This is a genomic window from Mycolicibacterium monacense (assembly GCF_010731575.1).
GTDB lineage: Bacteria > Actinomycetota > Actinomycetes > Mycobacteriales > Mycobacteriaceae > Mycobacterium > Mycobacterium monacense.
Map to the genome: position 1 here is coordinate 1442446 of NZ_AP022617.1, position 17972 is coordinate 1460417.

Genomic DNA, 17972 nt, shown 5'->3' on the forward strand with positions numbered 1-17972 from the left:
TGCGACGCATGACTTCCGTACACGGCAAGGTCGTGTTGATCACCGGTGGGGCCCGAGGGGTCGGCGAAGAACTGGCCCGCCGGTTACATGCCAAGGGCGCCAAGCTGGTGCTCACCGACCTGGATGACGGTCCGCTCTCGGCGCTGGCCGCAGACCTCGGCGCCGAGCAGGTGTTGACGGTGGTCGCCGACGTGTGCGACCTCGAGACCATGCAGTCCGCTGCCGAACAGGCCGTGAGCCGGTTCGGCGGGATCGACATCGTCATCGCGAACGCGGGCATCGCCAGCTACGGATCGGTGCTGGTGGTCGATCCCGACGCCTTCCGGCGGGTGCTCGACGTCAACGTGGTCGGCGTGTTCAACACCGTGCGCGCCGCGCTCCCGTCGGTCATCGAGCGCAAGGGCTACATCCTGGTGGTGTCGTCGCTGGCGGCGTTCGCCGCCGCGCCGGGGATGGCGCCCTACGACGCGTCGAAGGCCGGTGTGGAGCACTTCGCCAACGCCCTGCGCCTCGAGGTCGCCCACCACGGCGTGACGGTCGGGTGCGCGCACATGTCGTGGATCGACACCCCGCTGGTGCAGGACACCAAGGCCGATCTGCCGAGTTTCCGCACCATGCTCGACTCACTGCCCGGCCCGCTCAGCAAGACCACCTCGGTGCAGAAGTGTGGCGAGGTGTTCGTCAAAGGCATCGAACGTCGTAGGGAACGCATCTACTGCCCGGGTTGGGTCGGCCTGATCCGCTGGGCCAAACCGATACTCACCACGCGGATCGGTCAGGCCTCGGTGCTCAAGACGGCGCCGAAGGTGTTGCCGCAGATGGACGCCGAGGTGACCGCACTGAAGCGCTCGCTGGGCGCCCGCACCCACGGGCTGAAGAAATGATCCGCAGGTTGATCGCGCTGGTCGCGGTGACGGCACTGGCCGGATGCGCCCAGAGTGGCGAAACCGACGAACCGGCGCCCGCCACGTCGAGCGCCCCGCCGGCGGCGGTGAGCCCGGAAGAGGCGCGCGCGATCGCGAAAGAGGCCTACATCTACGGCTTCCCGATCGTCGACAACTACCGGGTGCAGTACGCCTACTACGTGAACAAGGACAATCCCGAGTACAAGGGCGGATGGAACGAGATCCACAGCACCGCAAGGGTTTACACCCCGGACGACAAGGCGGTGCAAACCCCGAACTCCGATACCCCGTATTCGATGCTCGGCGCGGACCTGCGCGCCGAACCGCTGGTGCTCACCGTTCCGCCGATCGAACAGGACCGCTACTACTCGCTGCAGTTCATCAACGGCTACACCAACAACATCGCCTACGTCGGCAGTCGGACCACCGGCAACGGCGGCGGGAAGTACCTACTGGCCGGGCCGGGGTGGCAGGGCGCCAAACCCGACGGCATCGACGAGGTGATCCGCTCCGACACCGACCTGGCCGGCGTGATCTACCGCACCCAGTTGTTCGGACCGTCGGACCTGGAGAGCGTCAAGAAGATCCAGGCCGGTTACCAGGTCGCCCCGCTGTCGGTGTTCCTCAACGCGCCGCCGCCCCCGGGCGCCCCGCCCATCGACTTCGTCCCGCCGTTGACCCCCGACCAGCAGCGCACCTCACCGCAGTTCTTCGAGATCCTCAACTTCGCGCTGCGCTACGCACCGGTGCTGCCCAGCGAGCGGGACATGCGTAACCGGTTCGCGCGCATCGGCATCGGACCCGACGGCGATTTCGACGCCGACACCCTGACCCCGGAGGTGCGGTCGGCGGTCGAGGGCGGGATGGCCGACGCCTGGGCGGAGTTCGACGAGTTCAAGACCTCCGAGGTCGAGACCGGCAAGGTGGGGTCGGCCCAGTTCTTCGGCACCGCCGAGGACCTCAAGGGCAACTACCTCTACCGGATGGCCGGTGCGGTGTTCGGGATCTACGGCAACACCGCCGCCGAAGCGCTCTACCCGGCGCTGGTCACCGACGCCGACGGCGCACCGCTGACTGGGGCGAACAACTACACCGTGCGCTTCGCGCCCGGCCAACTGCCGCCGGTGAACGCGTTCTGGTCGCTGACGATGTACGAGATGCCGGCCAGCCTGCTGGTGGCCAACCCGATGCAGCGCTACCTGATCAACTCGCCGATGCTGCCCAGCCTGGTCCCCGACCCCGACGGCGGCTACACGTTCTACGTGCAGAACGCCTCACCGGGCATCGAGAAGGAGTCCAACTGGCTGCCGGCGCCCAAGGGCCCGTTCCAGATGATCCTGCGGCTGTACTGGCCGAAGCCCGATGCCCTCAACGGGACGTGGAAGGCGCCACAGGTGGTGAAGGTCAACTCCTGAAACCCGGCCCGCGCCGGCGCAGATAACGCTCGAACTCGGCGGCCAGTGCGTCGCCGTCGATCTTGCCGAGCACCTCGGTCATGTCGACCTCGGCGTCGCCGCGCTGTTCCAGGGAGGCCACGTACTCGGCGATCTCGTCGTCCTCGGCGGTCATCTCGGTGACCGCCTCCTCCCACTCCTCGGCCTGCGTCGGCAGGTCGGCCAGCGGGACCTCGATGTCGAGCACGTCCTCGACGCGGCGCAGCAGCGCGACGGTGGCCTTCGGGTTCGGCGGCTGCGACACGTAGTGGGGCACGGCCGCCCAGAACGTCACCGCGGGGATTCCGGCCTGCACGCAGGCGTCCTGGAACACCCCGGCGATCCCGGTCGGGCCCTCGTAGCGGGTCTCCTCCAGACCGAAGAACTTCGCCGACTCGGGGGAGTAGGCCGCCCCGGACACCGGCACCGGGCGGGTGTGCGGGGTGTCGGCGAGCAGCGCCCCCAGGATGACGACGGTCTGCACGTTGAGTTTGTCGGCGATGTTCAACAACTCCGCGCAGAACGTGCGCCAGCGCATGTTGGGTTCCACCCCGTGCATCAACACGATGTCGCGGTCGGCGCCGGGCGGGCGGCAGTGCGAGATCCGCATCGACGGCCACACCAGCTCGCGGGTCACCCCGTCGACCTGGCGGATCACCGGCCGGTTGACCTGGTAGTCGTAGTAGGACTCGTCGTCGATCTCGGCGATCGTCTCGGCCTCCCAGATCGCGTCGAGGTGCTCGAGCGCGTCACTGGCCGCGTCGCCGGCGTCGTTCCACCCCTCGAACGCGGCGACGACCACGGCGTCGCGCAACGGCGGCAGGTCAGGTCCCTTCTCTGGGCCGAAATCCGATGGGGTCACAACGTCAGCCTAAGGCCTGGCGGGCATGCGTACGCCCCATCGACCCACGCGGCGGTTTGCAGTCACCGACTACCCTGGCGATGTGACTGCTGCTGACAAACGGGTCCACCACGGCGCCGCGGGCGGCCAGCTGCAGGCGCCCGACGGGGCCGAAACGAAATACGTTTGGCTACCGTCTGGTTGACCCTGGTGACTTCATTACCGACACGATCCGCGAGCGGTCGCTCGATCGCGGCGACGAGTTGGGCGTCCAGACGTCGATCCGGTGACGACGTAGACTTTTCTGGTCGAGAGGCGTTGCAACGGGTTCTAGGGGAGGTCTGCGTCCTTCCCGGTATCCGCCACGCTCGGCAGAGTCAAGGACGCCTTCCGCTACGGAAGGAACGCACGTGAACTCCCCTGAGCCGAAAATTCCCGAGCCGAGAATTCCCGAGCCGAAAATTCCTGGGCCGAAAAATCCTGGGCCCGAGAACTTCGAGCCGAACATCCGCCCCGACTGCACCGACGTGCTGACCACCGCTCTGAACAGCCGGATCATGGTGATCGACGGCGCGATGGGCACGGCGATCCAGCGGGACCGACCGGACGAGGCCGGCTACCGCGGCGAGCGGTTCACGGAGTGGCCCACCGCTCTGCAGGGCAACAACGACCTGCTCAACCTGACACAGCCGCAGATCATCGAGGCGATCCACCGCGAATACCTCGAGGCGGGCGCCGACATCCTCGAGACCAACACGTTCAACGCGAACGCCATCTCGCTCGCCGACTACGACATGGCGGACCTGAGCTACGAGCTGAACTACGCCGGCGCCGCCCTCGCGCGTAAGGCCGCCGACGAGTACAGCACGGCGGAGAAGCCGCGCTACGTCGCCGGTGCGATCGGACCCACGACGCGGACCGCATCGATCTCACCGGACGTCAACGACCCCGGCGCCCGCAACGTCTCCTACGACCAGTTGGTCGCCGCCTACCTCGAAGCCGCCAACGGGCTGGTCGACGGTGGCGCCGACCTGATCATCATCGAGACGATCTTCGACTCGCTCAACGCCAAGGCCGCGGTGTTCGCCGTCGAGACGCTGTTCGAGGACCGCGGACGCCGCTGGCCGGTGATCATCTCCGGCACCATCACCGACGCCTCCGGACGGACCCTGTCCGGGCAGGTCACCGAAGCGTTCTGGAACGCCATCAGGCACGCGAAGCCGATCGCGGTCGGCCTCAACTGCGCCCTGGGCGCACCGGAGATGAGGCCCTACATCGCCGAGATGGCGCGCATCGCCGACACGTTCGTCTCCTGCTACCCGAACGCCGGGCTGCCCAACGCCTTCGGCGAGTACGACGAGTCCCCGGAGCGCCAGGCCGGCTACATCGCCGACTTCGCCGAGGCCGGCTTGGTGAACCTGGTCGGTGGTTGCTGCGGAACGGCGCCGCCGCACATCGCCGAGATCGCCAAGGCCGTCGAGGGCAAACCGCCGCGCGAGGTGCCGGAGATCCCGGTGGCCACCCGGCTCTCGGGTCTCGAACCGCTCAACATCACCGACGACTCGCTGTTCGTGAACATCGGTGAGCGCACCAACATCACCGGCTCCGCCCGGTTCCGCAACCTGATCAAGGCCGAGGATTACGACACCGCGCTGTCGGTCGCCCTGCAGCAGGTCGAGGTCGGTGCGCAGGTCATCGACATCAACATGGACGAGGGCATGATCGACGGCGTCGCCGCGATGGATCGGTTCACCAAGCTGATCGCCGCCGAGCCGGACATCAGCCGCGTCCCGGTGATGATCGACTCCTCCAAGTGGGAGGTCATCGAGGCGGGCCTGAAGAACGTGCAGGGCAAGCCGATCGTCAACTCGATCTCCATGAAGGAGGGCGAGGAGAAGTTCATCCGCGAGGCACGGCTGTGCCGCAAGTACGGCGCCGCCGTGGTCGTGATGGCCTTCGACGAGCAGGGTCAGGCCGACAACCTGGAGCGCCGCAAGGAGATCTGCGGGCGCGCCTACCGGATCCTGACCGAAGAGGTCGGCTTCCCGGCCGAGGACATCATCTTCGACCCGAACTGCTTCGCGCTGGCGACCGGTATCGAGGAGCACGCCACCTACGGGATCGACTTCATCGAGGCATGCGCGTGGATCAAGGAGAACCTGCCCGGGGTGCACATCTCCGGCGGCATCTCGAACGTCTCCTTCTCGTTCCGCGGCAACAACCCCGTCCGCGAGGCGATCCACTCGGTCTTCCTGTTCCACGCCATCAAGGCCGGCCTGGACATGGGCATCGTCAACGCCGGTGCGCTGGTGCCGTACGACTCGATCGACCCCGAGCTGCGTGACCGCATCGAGGACGTGGTGCTCAACCGTCGCGAGGACGCGGCCGAACGCCTCCTGGAGATCGCCGAACGGTTCAACAAGTCGGAGAAAGCCGACGACCCGGCCGCGGCGGAGTGGCGCAGCCTCCCCGTCCGCGAGCGGATCACGCACGCCCTGGTCAAGGGCATCGACGCCCACGTCGACGCCGACACCGAGGAGCTGCGCGCCGAGATCGCCGCCGCCGGCGGTCGCCCGATCGAGGTGATCGAGGGCCCGCTGATGGACGGTATGAACGTCGTCGGCGATCTCTTCGGCGCAGGCAAGATGTTCCTGCCCCAGGTCGTGAAGTCGGCCCGCGTGATGAAGAAGGCCGTCGCCTATCTGCTGCCCTACATCGAGGCGGAGAAGGAACAGAACGGCACGACCGCCAGCAAGGACACCAACGGCACCATCATCATGGCGACGGTGAAGGGCGACGTCCACGACATCGGCAAGAACATCGTCGGAGTCGTCTTGCAGTGCAACAACTTCGAGGTGATCGACCTCGGTGTGATGGTGCCCGCCCAGAAGATCCTCGATGCGGCGAAAGAACACGACGCCGACATCATCGGGCTGTCCGGTTTGATCACCCCGTCCCTGGACGAGATGGTCAACTTCGCCGTCGAAATGGAACGCGAAGGCCTGGAGATCCCGCTGCTGATCGGTGGCGCGACCACCTCACGCGCCCACACCGCCGTGAAGGTCGCCCCGCGCCGCAGCGGCCCGGTGGTCTGGGTCAAGGACGCGTCCCGCTCGGTGCCGGTCGCCGCCGCGCTGCTCGACGACAAGCAACGGCCGGCGCTGCTGGAGGCCACTGCCAAGGACTACGCATCCCTGCGCGAACGGCACGCCCAGAAGAACGAGCGGCCGATGCTGACGCTGGAGAAGGCCCGCGCGAACCGGACGCCGATCGAGTGGGACGGTTACACGCCGCCGGTGCCCGTACAGGGAGTCGGGGTGCGGGCATTTCTCGACTATGACCTCGCCGAGCTTCGCGAGTACATCGACTGGCAGCCGTTCTTCAACGCCTGGGAGATGAAGGGCCGCTTCCCCGACATCCTCAACAACCCGGTCTCGGGCGAGGCCGCCCGCAAGCTGTACGACGACGCCCAGGAGATGCTCGACACCCTGATCAAGGAGAAGTGGCTGACCGCCAACGGGGTGATCGGCTTCTTCCCGGCCAACGCCGTCGGCGACGACATCGAGGTCTACACCGACGACACCCGCACCGAGGTGCTGACCACGTTGCACAACCTGCGCCAGCAGGGCGAGCACCGCGATGGCATCCCGAACCGGTCGCTCGGTGACTTCATCGCCCCCAGGGAAACGGGTCTGCGGGACTACGTCGGCGCGTTCGCCGTTACCGCGGGGCTCGGTAGCCAGGACAGGATCGTCGAGTTCAAGGCGGCCAACGACGACTACAGCGCGATCCTGCTGGAGTCGCTCGCCGACCGGCTCGCCGAGGCCTTCGCCGAACGGATGCACCAACGGGTCCGCAAGGAGTTCTGGGGTTATCAGCCCGACGAGCAACTGGACAACGAGGCGCTCATCGGGGAGAAGTACTCAGGCATCCGCCCGGCCCCGGGCTACCCGGCCTGCCCGGAGCACACCGAGAAGGCGACGCTCTGGGAGTTGATGGACGTCCAGGAGCGGACCGGCATCGAACTCACCGAGTCCATGGCGATGTGGCCCGGTGCCGCCGTCAGCGGCTGGTACTTCTCGCACCCGCAGTCGCAGTACTTCGTGGTCGGCCGGCTGGCCCAGGACCAGGTCGCCGACTACGCGAAGCGCAAGGGCTGGACCCTGCCCGAGGCCGAGCGCTGGCTCGCCCCCAACCTCGGCTACAACCCGGAGGACTGAACGTTGATCGTCGCGAATGTGACGTTGTGCGCGAGAATTCGGCAGAAACCCAAACACGAGCTCACGTTCGGCGGGGGACTGCGCGCATGAGAGCGGTGCTGTGGGACATGGATGGAACGCTCGTCGACTCCGAAAAGCTCTGGGACGTCTCGCTTGCCGCGCTCTACGACCGGCTCGGCGGGGTGATCACCGACGAGTTGCGCACCGCCCTGGTCGGCAGTTCCGCGGAGAACACCATCAAGACGATCTTCGCCGACCTCGGCCTCGAACCCGACCCCGCGGCGATGGCCGAGGCCGACAGATGGCTGCACGATCACACCGGCGACCTGTTCGCCACCCACGGTCTGCCGTGGTGCGACGGCGCCCGCGAATTGCTGGAAGCCCTTGCGGGCGAAGGTGTTCCGATGGCATTGGTCACCAACACCCAGCGCGCGCTGACCGAGCAGGCGCTCGACAGCATCGGCCGCCACTTCTTCTCGGTGACCGTCTGTGGTGACGAGGTGCCCAACGGCAAACCCGAACCGGACCCCTACCGCCGCGCCGCCGCACTGCTCGACCTCGACCCCGGTCACTGCTTGGCGGTGGAGGATTCGGTCACCGGCACTCTCGCCGCCGAACTCGCCGGGTGCCCGGTCCTCGTGGTCCCCAACGACGTCGTCGTCCCACCGAGCCCACGCCGCAGGCACGTCGACTCGCTGCGCGACGTGGCCGTCGACGACCTGCGCGCATTCCACGCCGAGATCGCCGCCGCCTCCGGTAAACGCAGCGCCTGACAGCCGATATCCGGCGCCGCCCGGTTTCGCCCAGCGCACTTGCGGGAACCCGCCTTTTCCGGCCGGATCGGTGTTTGAATGTGATTCCGGTCACGCGACGATGCGCGGGAAAGGACGTTCCATGGCTGGTCACGGAGGGGCACCGGTAGGGGGCGACCTGCCCATCGGAGACGACGAATTCACGTCCGGCAAGACCGCCATCAGGATCGCCTCGGTCGCCGCGCTCGGCGGCCTGCTGTTCGGCTACGACAGCGCGGTCATCAACGGCGCCGTCGACTCCATCCAGGAGGACTTCGGAATCGGTAACGCCTCGCTCGGCTTCGCCGTCGCGTCGGCGCTGCTGGGCGCCGCGGCCGGTGCGATGACCGCGGGCCGCATCGCCGACAAGATCGGCCGCATCGCGGTGATGAAGATCGCCGCGGTCCTGTTCCTCATCAGCGCCTTCGGCACCGGTTTCGCCCACGAGGTGTGGGCCGTCGTGCTGTTCCGCATCGTCGGCGGCATCGGCGTCGGCGTGGCATCGGTGATCGCCCCCGCCTACATCGCCGAGACCTCACCACCGAGCATCCGTGGCCGCCTCGGCTCCCTGCAGCAACTGGCGATCGTGTCCGGCATCTTCCTGTCCTTCGTCGTCAACTGGCTCTTGCAGTGGGCGGCCGACGGACCCAACAAGCCGCTGTGGTTCGGCGTCGACGCCTGGCGCTGGATGTTCCTCGCGATGGCGGTGCCCGCCGTCGTGTACGGCGCACTGGCCTTCACGATCCCGGAGTCACCGCGGTATCTCGTTGCCAGCCACAAGATCCCGGAGGCCCGCCGGGTGCTGAGCACGCTGCTCGGCAAGAAGAATCTCGAGATCACCATCACCCGCATCCGGGAGACGCTGGAGCGCGAGGACAAACCGTCGTGGCGTGATCTGCGCAAGCCCACCGGCGGCCTCTTCGGCATCGTCTGGGTGGGTCTCGGACTGTCGATCTTCCAGCAGTTCGTCGGTATCAACGTGATCTTCTACTACTCCAACGTGCTGTGGCAGGCGGTCGGCTTCAGCGCCGACGAATCGGCGGTCTACACCGTCATCACCTCGGTGATCAACGTGCTCACCACGCTCATCGCGATCGCGCTGATCGACAAGATCGGCCGCAAACCGCTGCTGCTCATCGGCTCGTCGGGTATGGCGGTCACGCTGATCACCATGGCGGTGATCTTCGCCAACGCGACGCTCGACGCCGACGGCAACCCCAGCCTGCCCGGCGCGTCCGGGGTGATCGCGCTGATCGCGGCGAACCTGTTCGTCGTCGCGTTCGGCATGTCGTGGGGTCCGGTCGTGTGGGTGCTGCTCGGCGAGATGTTCCCCAACCGCATCCGGGCCGCCGCGCTGGGCCTGGCAGCCGCCGGTCAGTGGGCGGCCAACTGGCTGATCACCGTCACCTTCCCGGGGCTGCGCGAGCACCTCGGTCTCGCCTATGGCTTCTACGGGATGTGCGCGATCCTGTCCGGCCTGTTCGTGTGGCGCTGGGTGCGGGAGACCAAGGGGGTGTCCCTGGAGGACATGCACGGCGAGATCCTCAAGCACGACCTGCCCACGGGCGCCAAGGAGGGCTGAGGGCCGTGCCCGCGTCGGGCTGACGGTGCGACGTGGGAGAATCGCAGCCCGTGAAGACCTTCGATGCGCTGTTCGACGAGTTGACCGAACGGGCGCGCACCCGGCCTGAGGGCAGCGGCACCGTGGCGGCCCTCGACGGTGGCGTGCACGGCCTGGGCAAGAAGATCCTCGAGGAGGCCGGCGAGGTGTGGCTGGCCGCCGAACACGAGAGCGACGAAGCGCTCGCCGAGGAGATCAGCCAGTTGCTGTACTGGACGCAGGTGCTGATGATCGCCCGCGGCCTGTCACCCGACGACGTCTACCGCAAGCTGTGAACGGCATGCTGAGGGTCGCCGTGCCCAACAAGGGCACGCTGAGCGAACCGGCCGCCGAGATCCTGTCGGAGGCCGGCTACCGGCGCCGCACGGACACCAAGGACCTCACGGTCGTCGATCCGGCCAACAACGTCGAGTTCTTCTTCCTGCGCCCCAAGGACATCGCGATCTATGTCGGATCGGGTCAGCTCGATCTCGGGATCACCGGGCGGGACCTGGCCGCCGAATCGGATGCACCGGTGCGCGAACGGCTGGCGCTGGGATTCGGATCGTCGACCTTCCGTTACGCCGCACCGGCCGGCCGGGACTGGGCGCCGGAGGATCTGGCCGGTCGGCGGATCGCCACGGCGTTTCCGAACCTGGTGCGAAAAGACCTCGCGGGCAGGGGAATCGAGGCGACGGTGATCCGGCTCGACGGGGCGGTGGAGATCTCGGTCGCGCTCGGCGTCGCCGATGCGATCGCCGACGTGGTCGGTTCGGGCCGCACGCTGGGGCTGCACAACCTGGTCGCCTTCGGTGACTCGCTGTGCGACTCGGAGGCGGTGCTGATCGAGCGTGACGGCGCCGGCGACGAGAATGCCGCGGCGCGTGACCAACTCACCGCCCGCGTGCAGGGCGTGGTGTTCGGCCAGCAGTACCTGATGCTGGACTACGACTGCCCGCGCCACGTCCTCGACCGGGCCACCGAGGTGACGCCGGGGCTGGAATCGCCCACCATCGCACCGCTGGCCGACCAGGACTGGGTGGCGGTGCGGGCGCTGGTGCCGCGCCGCGACGTCAACTCGATCATGGACGAGCTCGCCGCGATCGGCGCCAAGGCGATCCTGGCGTCGGACATCCGGTTCTGCCGCTTCTGACCGCCGCTCAGACGCGCGGACGGCGCCGGCTGAGATGCACGCTGAGTCCCACGGCGGCGAGCGCCAACGCGCCCAGTGTCCCGGCGAGTCCGATCAGGAACTTGTCCCGCACGCTCAACCCGGAGGCTTCGTCGCTGACGAGCTCTAGCGGATAGTCGCCGGGCAGCGGAGCCTGGGCGGGGGAGTCGAGACCGGGGAAGTATCCACCGCCGAAGAAGCTTCCGACCGCGACGTTGGTCGCCGCGCCCACTGCGTCGAGGACCATCGCGGTGAAGTTGTAGGCGCGCGGTGCACCCTCGTAGTAATAGACCACGCGAAGCGGGTTGCGGTACGGGTTGCGGATGCGCGGCCGGTAGTAGTTGTCGTACTGCACCCACTGCGGGGAGTACTGCACGATGTTCGACCGGACGACAGTGTTCTGGATGACCGTCGTGTTCTGGTTGATGGTGTTCTGGCTGATGGTCGAGTTGTTGTTGGTGACGTTGTTCGACGTCAGGGTGGTGACCTGCTGACGGAACTGGTCGACCTCGGTGCCCGGCCGCCTATCGCCCGGATCGCCCAGCGTCCCCGCGCCGTTGCCCGGTGAGAAGCAGGGTTGCGTGCTAGCGTCCGGAAGACTTCACCGTCGGCCGGAGGTTGCCATGACGCATGCCCTTGTCCTGCTCCTCGCGCTGCTGATCGGTGTGGTCGCCGGACTGCGGACGTTCACCGCCCCCGCAGCCGTCGCGTGGGCGGCGATGCTGGGCTGGATCGTCCTGGACGGAACATGGGCACAGTGGCTGGCCCACCCGATCACGGTCGCCGTGTTCAGCGTCCTCGCGGTGGGTGAACTCGTCACCGACCAGCTGCCCAAGACCCCGAGCCGCAAGACGGCGATGCAGTTCATACCCCGGCTGGTCTCGGGCGGGTTCGCCGGTGCGGTGATCGGTACCGCATGGGGTTACACGTTCGGCGGGCTGGGCGCAGGGGTCATCGGGGCCGTCCTCGGCACGCCGGGAGGCTACGAGGCCCGCAGGCGTCTGGTCGCCGCCAACCGCGGTCGCGACCTACCGATCGCGCTACTCGAGGACGTGGTCGCCGTGGTCGGCGGATTCGCCATCGCATGGCTCGCCTCGGTGGTGTGAGATGGACACGGAGCCAACGACATTCGATGCAATCATCATCGGTGCAGGGCAGGCCGGACCGCCGCTGGCCGGACGGCTGACCGAGGCCGGGCAGACGGTTGCCGTCATCGAACGCAAACTCGTCGGCGGCACCTGCGTGAACTACGGGTGCATCCCCACCAAAACGCTTGTCGCCAGCGCACACGCGGCGCACCTGGCGCGGCGGGGCGCCGAATACGGTGTCGGCACCGGTGACGTGACCGTCGACATGGCGAAGGTCAAGGCCCGCAAGGACAAGATCATGCTCGGCGACCGCGAGGGTGTCGAGTCGTGGCTGCAGGGGATGGACGGGTGCACGTTCATCCGCGGGCACGCCCGGTTCGAGGATCCACACACCGTGCGGGTCGACGACCAGGTGCTCAAGGCCGACCGCATCTACCTCAACGTCGGCGGCCGCGCCGTCGCCCCGGATCTGCCCGGGCTCTCGGACATCGACTACCTCACCAACGTGGGCATCCTCGACCTCGACACCCTGCCCGAGCACCTGGTCATCGTCGGCGGCAGCTACATCGCGCTGGAGTTCGCTCAGATGTACCGCCGCTTCGGCGCCCGGGTGACGGTGCTCGAACACGGTCCGCGACTGACCTCCCGCGAAGACGAGGACGTCTCGGCGGCGATCAAGGACATCCTCGAAGCCGAGGGCATCGACATCGTCCTCGACGCCAAGGACATCCGATTTACCAAGCGCGACAACGGATTCGATGTCGTCCCGCGCGACGGCGCCGCCCCGATCGCCGGCAGCCATTTGCTGATCGCGGTCGGTAGGCAGCCCAACACCGACGACCTCGGACTCGACGCCGCCGGTGTGCAGACCGACGAGCGCGGTTACGTCGTCGTCGACGACCAGCTGCGCACCACCGCCGACCACATCTGGGCCATGGGGGACTGCAACGGCAAAGGTGCGTTCACCCACACCTCGTACAACGATTTCGAGATTGTCGCGGCGAACCTGCTCGACGACGACCCACGGCGCGTCAGCGACCGCGTCACCACCTACGCGCTCTACATCGACCCGCCGCTCGGGCGCGCCGGAATGACTGCCGAGCAGGTCCGCAAGTCCGGGCGCAAAGCGCTGGTCGGCAAGCGACCCATGACGCGCGTCGGCCGCGCCGTCGAGAAAGGCGAGACCCAGGGCTTCATGAAGGTCGTGGTCGACGCCGACACCGAGGAGATCCTCGGGGCGGCCATCCTCGGTGTCGGAGGGGATGAGGTCGTGCACGCGATCCTCGACATCATGACGGCCAAGAAGCCCTACACGGCCATCTCCCGCACCATGCACATCCACCCGACCGTCAGCGAACTGGTGCCGACGCTGTTGCAGGACCTCAAACCGCTGACGTGACGCCGGCCGTCCTCACACCCACTGGACGAACTGCACGATGATGCCGTTGGGGTCCTCGAACTGGCAGTACCGCTCACCCCACGGTTCGGTCTCCGGGGCTGTGACGACGGTCGCTCCGCCGGTGCGCACCGCGTCGAACGCGGCGTCGACGTCGTCCACCACGAAGGCCAGCAGCAGGCCGTCGCCCGCACTGCCGGCTCGGTGGGCCGGTTTGAACGTCGGCAGTCCGGTGCGCAGGTAGACCACGTTCGGCCCGCCCTCGCGTTCCAGCGAGATGAACCCGTCGTCCTGCATGGCCACGGTGTAGCCGACGTGCCGGGTGAGGAAGTCGGCCGAAGCCTGCGGATCGGGGACGTTGAGTGAGATCGCCGTAGCGGTGACGTTCATGGGTGCCTTTCTCGTATGCTGTACGAGATCGAGTATCCGTATTCTGTACGGGAAATCAAGCGAGGGGCACATGGACACCATCGACCTGCTGTGGCGGCACGACAGACCCCTGCCTTCGCGCCGCGGCCGCCCACCGCGCTTCACTGCCGATCAGGTCGTGACCGCTGCGATCGCGGTTGCCGACCGGCTCGGGCTGCGCTTCACGCTGCGTGACGTCGCCGACGCACTCGAGGTGCCGGTGATGACGCTGTACTCCTATGTGCGCAACCGCGAACAACTGCTCGAGCTGATGGTCGATCACTGCCGGGCCGCAATGCAGTTCACCGATCCGGCCGGGGACTGGCGGGCCCGGCTGGCCACCGTCGTCGCGGACAACATGCGGCTGTTCGATGAGCACCCGTGGCTCGCCGACCTCGAATCGGAACGGGCCGTCCTGGGTCCTGGAACCCTCGCCAAATACGACCGCGAACTCGGCGCGGTGGACTCACTGCCGCTCGGCGACGCCGACAAGGACGCCGCGCTGACGTTGGTGCTCGACTTCGCCCGCTCCTGCGCACGCGCGCTGGCGCACGCCCGCCGGGAACGCGAGCAGGAGTCGCCGGGGCAATGGTGGGCGCGCGAGGGCGCGCGGCTGGCCGCACTCGGCGTCGCCGAACGATACCCGTTGGCCTCGCGAATCGGCGCGGCCGCCGGTGCGGCCCACGGTGCCGCCCACGACGCCGAAGCCGCGCTGGCGTTCGGGTTGAACGTTCTGCTCAACGGGTTGGCCGCGACACCGCCCGCAGCATCCGAAGCTGTCCGATCTCCGCGGCGTTCTTCGTGAGTTCCACATGCAGCCACAGCACCGAGTCCGCCACGGTGCGCCCGCGGTCGGTGCCCCAAGGAAAGGCCGAGTTGCGCTCGAGGTCCGTTGCGGTGAGGGATTCGACGGTGGCGCGCCAGCGGGCGGCCAGCTCGCGGATCCGAGACACTGCCGCGGCGCCGCCGGGCCACGTGACGTCGGTGCGCGCGGGTGGTTCGACACCGTCGAGGTGGGCCAGCGTCACCGACCACCACCAGGTGATGTGCCACGTCAACCAGCCGATCGTGGGCACGGGTATCGGATCGGGCTCCACGTCGGACCAGTCGGGTCGCCACGTTCCGGCGCCGTCCGGCCGGACCGTCCACACGACTTCGACGGGCTCCCAGAGGAAGTCGTCGTCGACGAGCGCGGACAGGTGCAGTTCAGCCAATGCCCACGCCAGATCGAACTGCCCGACGAGGGCGGTCATCGTTGCCGCTGCACCAGCAGCGTCTGGGCGGAGGCCCCGATGAACCCGCGGCGGTCGAAGAGCTCGGCGGTCGTGACACCGACACCGTCGGGACCGATCGACCCTCGGGTGCGCAGACCGAAATCCGAACCCTCGGGCAGGCGGTGCAGATGCACGACGGTGTCGGTGTTCATGAACATGAACTCGGTCGGATCCAGCGCCGCGCCGATGCCGTTGGCCGAGTCGACCACCATCGCCAGCCGCTGCAGCGCCGTCGTCGGCTCGTTGTCGATGAGCGGCACGAGCGGGGTCAGCCAGGCCACCGCGGAGTTGCCGTCGTCGGCTTGGCGGCGCCAGTTGACCGTTTCCAGATAGCCGGGCGCACCCTCCCATGCGTGCGCCACGCCCGTCACCTCGCCTTCGGCCAGCGGTGGGTAGCGATCGGTGACGGCGTCGGCGGTGTCGCTGGGCGCGAGCAGCCACGCCGTGACCCGCGCTACGGCGCGGTGGCTGCCGTCGGGTCGGGACGCGAGCATCTCGGCCGCCATGAGGGAGATCCGGGTCCCGGGACGCAGCACCTCCGATCGCACGAGCACCGGTGCCACCGGAATCGCGCCGAGGATGTCGAGAGCGAGCCGGCCGACGCGCAATCCGCTGCCGGCCGCCAGATCCTCGACGGCCCGGGTGAGCAACGCCAACGGCGGTGACCCGTGTTGGATCGTCGGATCCCAGTTGCTGCGGGTGTCGGCGGTCGATTCGAACGCAGCCAGGCCTTCGCCGGCGGACGGGTCGTCGGGCAACCGGTGGTAGAGGTGCCCGATCACGCTGCCGGCATCTCCGGCCAACCGGGGTAGGGCGGCGGCGTGCCGCCGAACTCCGGGCACAGCGCGCGGTGCGAGCACCAATCGCACAGCTTCGACGGCTTCGGCCGGAAATCGCCGGTGGCGCCGGCCGCCAGGATCGCCCGCCAGATCGCGGTCAGGGTGCGCTCGAACCGGACGAGCTCCTCGAGATCGGGCGAATAGTCCAGTACCTGACTGTCGGCGAGGTAGAGCAGCCGCAGCCGGGTGGGCAGCACCCCGCGGGAGCGCAGCAGCGCCACCGCGTAGAACTTCATCTGGAACAGCGCCTTCGCCTCGGCCAGCGCCCGTGCCTCCGGCGGCGCCTTGCCGGTCTTGTAGTCGACCACCCGCAGTTCGCCGGTCGGTGCGACGTCGATACGGTCGACGAATCCGCGCAGCAGGGTGCCGTCGTCGAGCTCGACCTCGACATGTTGTTCGCAGCACTGCGGGTCGAACCGCGTCGGATCCTCCAGGCGGTAGTAACCCGCCAACAGCGCGCGGGCCTCGCCCAGCAGCGCCTCGCGCACCGCGGGCTCGATGTCCTCGGCGGCTTCGGGCCGTTCGGCGATCACCCGGTCCCAGGCTGGCGCGACGAGGGTCAGCGCCGTATCGGGGCCGCGGTCCGCCGCGGGCAGCGCGTACAGCTGCTCGAGCGCGGCGTGCACCACCGATCCGCGCAGTTGCGCGGTGGACTGCGGCTCGGGCAGCCGGTCGATCGCGCGGAAGCGGTACAGCAGGGGGCATTGCTTGAAGTCGGCGGCGCGCGACGGCGACAGCGCGGGACGCCGGACCGGCGCGGCCTGTTCGCTCATGCTCTGCAGCCTAGGACGGCCCCCCGACAGATCTGCGCAACCCCGCGGACCCGTTGCGGCGCGCCGACTGGCAGGCTGAGCGACTATGCCCAGAACCGGTCCGTTCGCCGTCGGAGACCGCGTCCAACTCACCGACGCCAAGGGGCGGCACTACACGATGCTGCTCACACCGGGCGGTGAATTCCACACCCACCGCGGCATGATCGCGCTCGACAGCGTCATCGGCCTGCCCGAGGGCAGCGTCGTCAAGTCCACCAGCGGTGACCAGTTCCTGGTGCTTCGGCCACTGCTCGTGGATTACGTGATGTCGATGCCGCGCGGCGCGCAGGTCATCTATCCCAAGGACGCCGCGCAGATCGTCCACGAGGGCGACATCTTCCCCGGCGCCCGCGTGCTCGAGGCGGGCGCCGGCTCCGGTGCGCTCACGTGCTCGCTGCTGCGCGCGGTCGGACCCCAGGGCCGGGTGACGTCCTACGAGGTGCGCGACGACCACGCCGTACACGCCGCCCGCAACGTCGAGACGTTCTTCGGGGAACGGCCGGCCAACTGGGACCTCGTCATCGCCGACCTCAACGATTACAACGGTGGTGAGGTCGACCGCGTCGTGCTCGACATGCTGGCGCCGTGGGAGGTGCTCGACACCGTCTCACGCAACCTCGTGCCGGGCGGCGTGCTGATGATCTACGTCGCGACCGTGACCCAGCTGTCGCGGGCGGTGGAGGCGCTTCGGCAACAGCAGTGCTGGACCGAGCCGCGCGCGTGGGAGAGCATGCAGCGCGGCTGGTACGTCGTCGGCCTGGCCGTGCGCCCCCAGCACACCATGCGCGGCCACACCGCGTTCCTCATCAGTGCCCGCCGGCTGGCGCCGGGAGCCATCGCCCCGATCCCGTTGCGCCGCAAGCGGCAACTCGCCGCGCCACCCGCCGAACCCTCGGACTAATCGTCGTCGCTGCGCCGCAGACCGCGGCGCGCCGAGAGCAACTCCATCTCCGGGCGGGCGGCGACAAGTCGCTCGGCGGCGTCCAGCACGTCCACCACGTGCGCGCGGTCGGCGGCCACGACCGCCAGCCCGATGCCGGCGCGCCGATGCAGTTCCTGGGCGCCGGTCTCGGCCGCCGAGACGGTGAACCGGCGCTGCAGCTCGGCGATCACCGGCCGGATCACCGACCGCTTCTGTTTGAGGGAGCGCACGTCACCGAGCAGCAGGTCGAATTCGAGCCACCCGATCCACAT

18 protein-coding genes are annotated in these 17972 nt (G+C 68.3%); 11 read left to right on the plus strand and 7 right to left on the minus strand.

The window, feature by feature from the left end; translation table 11 throughout:
- Positions 1-8: 8 nt before the first annotated feature.
- Both G6N49_RS06885 and G6N49_RS06890 read left to right on the plus strand, forming a co-directional pair.
- Positions 9-884, plus strand: a complete 876-nt coding sequence (locus G6N49_RS06885; RefSeq protein WP_179967737.1) for an SDR family oxidoreductase — start codon at positions 9-11, stop codon at positions 882-884.
- Positions 881-2320, plus strand: a complete 1440-nt coding sequence (locus tag G6N49_RS06890) for a DUF1254 domain-containing protein (protein ID WP_064916617.1) — start codon at positions 881-883, stop codon at positions 2318-2320. Before G6N49_RS06885 ends, G6N49_RS06890 begins: the two co-directional genes overlap by 4 nt.
- Here the strand turns inward: G6N49_RS06890 and G6N49_RS06895 are convergent.
- Positions 2310-3200 (minus strand): PAC2 family protein, encoded by an 891-nt coding sequence (locus G6N49_RS06895; RefSeq protein ID WP_011560543.1) that lies wholly within the window; start codon positions 3198-3200, stop codon positions 2310-2312. The genes G6N49_RS06890 and G6N49_RS06895 overlap by 11 nt on opposite strands.
- 425 nt (positions 3201-3625) lie before the next feature.
- Between G6N49_RS06895 and metH the strand changes: the two genes are divergently transcribed.
- From metH to hisG, 5 genes are all read left to right on the plus strand, one after another.
- Positions 3626-7399: a methionine synthase gene (metH, locus tag G6N49_RS06900; RefSeq protein WP_083045096.1), complete on the plus strand. Its 3774-nt coding sequence runs from the start codon at positions 3626-3628 to the stop codon at positions 7397-7399.
- A gap of 86 nt (positions 7400-7485) precedes the next feature.
- On the plus strand, positions 7486-8172 hold the full coding sequence (locus G6N49_RS06905) for an HAD family hydrolase (protein ID WP_011560541.1): 687 nt from the start codon (positions 7486-7488) through the stop codon (positions 8170-8172).
- A gap of 121 nt (positions 8173-8293) precedes the next feature.
- Complete coding sequence (locus tag G6N49_RS06910) at positions 8294-9772, plus strand: sugar porter family MFS transporter (RefSeq protein WP_011560540.1); 1479 nt, start codon at positions 8294-8296, stop codon at positions 9770-9772.
- 32 nt (positions 9773-9804) lie between these two features.
- On the plus strand, positions 9805-10086 hold the full coding sequence (locus tag G6N49_RS06915; protein ID WP_011560539.1) for a phosphoribosyl-ATP diphosphatase: 282 nt from the start codon (positions 9805-9807) through the stop codon (positions 10084-10086).
- A 5-nt stretch (positions 10087-10091) separates the two neighbouring features.
- Positions 10092-10943 carry an ATP phosphoribosyltransferase gene (hisG, locus tag G6N49_RS06920; RefSeq protein ID WP_011856011.1) on the plus strand — a complete coding sequence of 284 codons (852 nt, stop codon included), beginning with the start codon at positions 10092-10094 and terminating at the stop codon, positions 10941-10943.
- A 7-nt stretch (positions 10944-10950) separates the two neighbouring features.
- On the opposite strand, the gene G6N49_RS06925 is transcribed toward hisG, so the two are convergent.
- Positions 10951-11337, minus strand: coding sequence for a hypothetical protein (locus tag G6N49_RS06925; RefSeq protein WP_083045076.1), 387 nt, complete (start codon positions 11335-11337; stop codon positions 10951-10953).
- A 247-nt stretch (positions 11338-11584) separates the two neighbouring features.
- Here G6N49_RS06925 and G6N49_RS06930 point away from each other — a divergent pair, with 247 nt between their 5' ends.
- Complete coding sequence (locus tag G6N49_RS06930; RefSeq protein WP_083045077.1) at positions 11585-12067, plus strand: DUF4126 domain-containing protein; 483 nt, start codon at positions 11585-11587, stop codon at positions 12065-12067.
- Between the two features lies 1 nt (position 12068).
- The gene (locus tag G6N49_RS06935) at positions 12069-13448 is read left to right on the plus strand and encodes an FAD-containing oxidoreductase (protein WP_011560535.1); all 1380 of its coding nucleotides are present in this window, start codon (positions 12069-12071) and stop codon (positions 13446-13448) included.
- 12 nt (positions 13449-13460) lie between these two features.
- On the opposite strand, the gene G6N49_RS06940 is transcribed toward G6N49_RS06935, so the two are convergent.
- A complete protein-coding gene (locus G6N49_RS06940) occupies positions 13461-13835 on the minus strand; it encodes a VOC family protein (protein ID WP_011560534.1) in 375 nt (124 codons plus the stop codon).
- Positions 13836-13905: 70 nt separating this feature from the next.
- Here G6N49_RS06940 and G6N49_RS06945 point away from each other — a divergent pair, with 70 nt between their 5' ends.
- Positions 13906-14658 (plus strand): TetR/AcrR family transcriptional regulator, encoded by a 753-nt coding sequence (locus tag G6N49_RS06945; protein WP_011560533.1) that lies wholly within the window; start codon positions 13906-13908, stop codon positions 14656-14658.
- Here G6N49_RS06945 and G6N49_RS06950 read toward each other — a convergent pair.
- The 3 genes from G6N49_RS06950 to G6N49_RS06960 are packed head-to-tail and all read right to left on the minus strand — an operon-like array spanning position 14591 to position 16739.
- Positions 14591-15106 (minus strand): DinB family protein, encoded by a 516-nt coding sequence (locus G6N49_RS06950; RefSeq protein ID WP_011560532.1) that lies wholly within the window; start codon positions 15104-15106, stop codon positions 14591-14593. The two genes, G6N49_RS06945 and G6N49_RS06950, sit on opposite strands and share 68 nt — an antisense overlap.
- Entirely contained in the window at positions 15103-15909 is an 807-nt protein-coding gene (locus G6N49_RS06955) for a thioesterase family protein (protein ID WP_011856009.1), read from the minus strand. The genes G6N49_RS06950 and G6N49_RS06955 overlap by 4 nt, the downstream gene beginning before the upstream one ends.
- Positions 15906-16739, minus strand: coding sequence for a RecB family exonuclease (locus tag G6N49_RS06960; protein ID WP_011560530.1), 834 nt, complete (start codon positions 16737-16739; stop codon positions 15906-15908). The genes G6N49_RS06955 and G6N49_RS06960 overlap by 4 nt, the downstream gene beginning before the upstream one ends.
- Positions 16740-16824: 85 nt before the next feature.
- On the opposite strand from G6N49_RS06960, the gene G6N49_RS06965 reads away from it, so the two are divergent.
- Positions 16825-17679: a tRNA (adenine-N1)-methyltransferase gene (locus G6N49_RS06965; protein WP_011560529.1), complete on the plus strand. Its 855-nt coding sequence runs from the start codon at positions 16825-16827 to the stop codon at positions 17677-17679.
- On the opposite strand, the gene G6N49_RS06970 is transcribed toward G6N49_RS06965, so the two are convergent.
- Positions 17676-17972, minus strand: a complete 297-nt coding sequence (locus G6N49_RS06970; protein ID WP_011560528.1) for a DUF503 domain-containing protein — start codon at positions 17970-17972, stop codon at positions 17676-17678. The genes G6N49_RS06965 and G6N49_RS06970 overlap by 4 nt on opposite strands.

What these genes read in the sequence shown, in the direction of transcription:
- G6N49_RS06965 (WP_011560529.1), top strand. Translation starts at nt 16,825, where the DNA reads ATGCCCAGAACCGGTCCGTTCGCCGTCGGAGACCGCGTCCAACTCACC.
- G6N49_RS06945 (WP_011560533.1), top strand. Translation starts at nt 13,906, where the DNA reads ATGGACACCATCGACCTGCTGTGGCGGCACGACAGACCCCTGCCTTCG.
- G6N49_RS06885 (WP_179967737.1), top strand. Translation starts at nt 9, where the DNA reads ATGACTTCCGTACACGGCAAGGTCGTGTTGATCACCGGTGGGGCCCGA.
- G6N49_RS06890 (WP_064916617.1), top strand. Translation starts at nt 881, where the DNA reads ATGATCCGCAGGTTGATCGCGCTGGTCGCGGTGACGGCACTGGCCGGA.
- G6N49_RS06930 (WP_083045077.1), top strand. Translation starts at nt 11,585, where the DNA reads ATGACGCATGCCCTTGTCCTGCTCCTCGCGCTGCTGATCGGTGTGGTC.
- G6N49_RS06940 (WP_011560534.1), bottom strand. Translation starts at nt 13,835, where the DNA reads ATGAACGTCACCGCTACGGCGATCTCACTCAACGTCCCCGATCCGCAG.
- G6N49_RS06905 (WP_011560541.1), top strand. Translation starts at nt 7,486, where the DNA reads ATGAGAGCGGTGCTGTGGGACATGGATGGAACGCTCGTCGACTCCGAA.
- hisG (WP_011856011.1), top strand. Translation starts at nt 10,092, where the DNA reads ATGCTGAGGGTCGCCGTGCCCAACAAGGGCACGCTGAGCGAACCGGCC.
- G6N49_RS06910 (WP_011560540.1), top strand. Translation starts at nt 8,294, where the DNA reads ATGGCTGGTCACGGAGGGGCACCGGTAGGGGGCGACCTGCCCATCGGA.
- G6N49_RS06970 (WP_011560528.1), bottom strand. Translation starts at nt 17,972, where the DNA reads ATGTGGATCGGGTGGCTCGAATTCGACCTGCTGCTCGGTGACGTGCGC.
- G6N49_RS06960 (WP_011560530.1), bottom strand. Translation starts at nt 16,739, where the DNA reads ATGAGCGAACAGGCCGCGCCGGTCCGGCGTCCCGCGCTGTCGCCGTCG.
- G6N49_RS06935 (WP_011560535.1), top strand. Translation starts at nt 12,069, where the DNA reads ATGGACACGGAGCCAACGACATTCGATGCAATCATCATCGGTGCAGGG.
- G6N49_RS06950 (WP_011560532.1), bottom strand. Translation starts at nt 15,106, where the DNA reads ATGACCGCCCTCGTCGGGCAGTTCGATCTGGCGTGGGCATTGGCTGAA.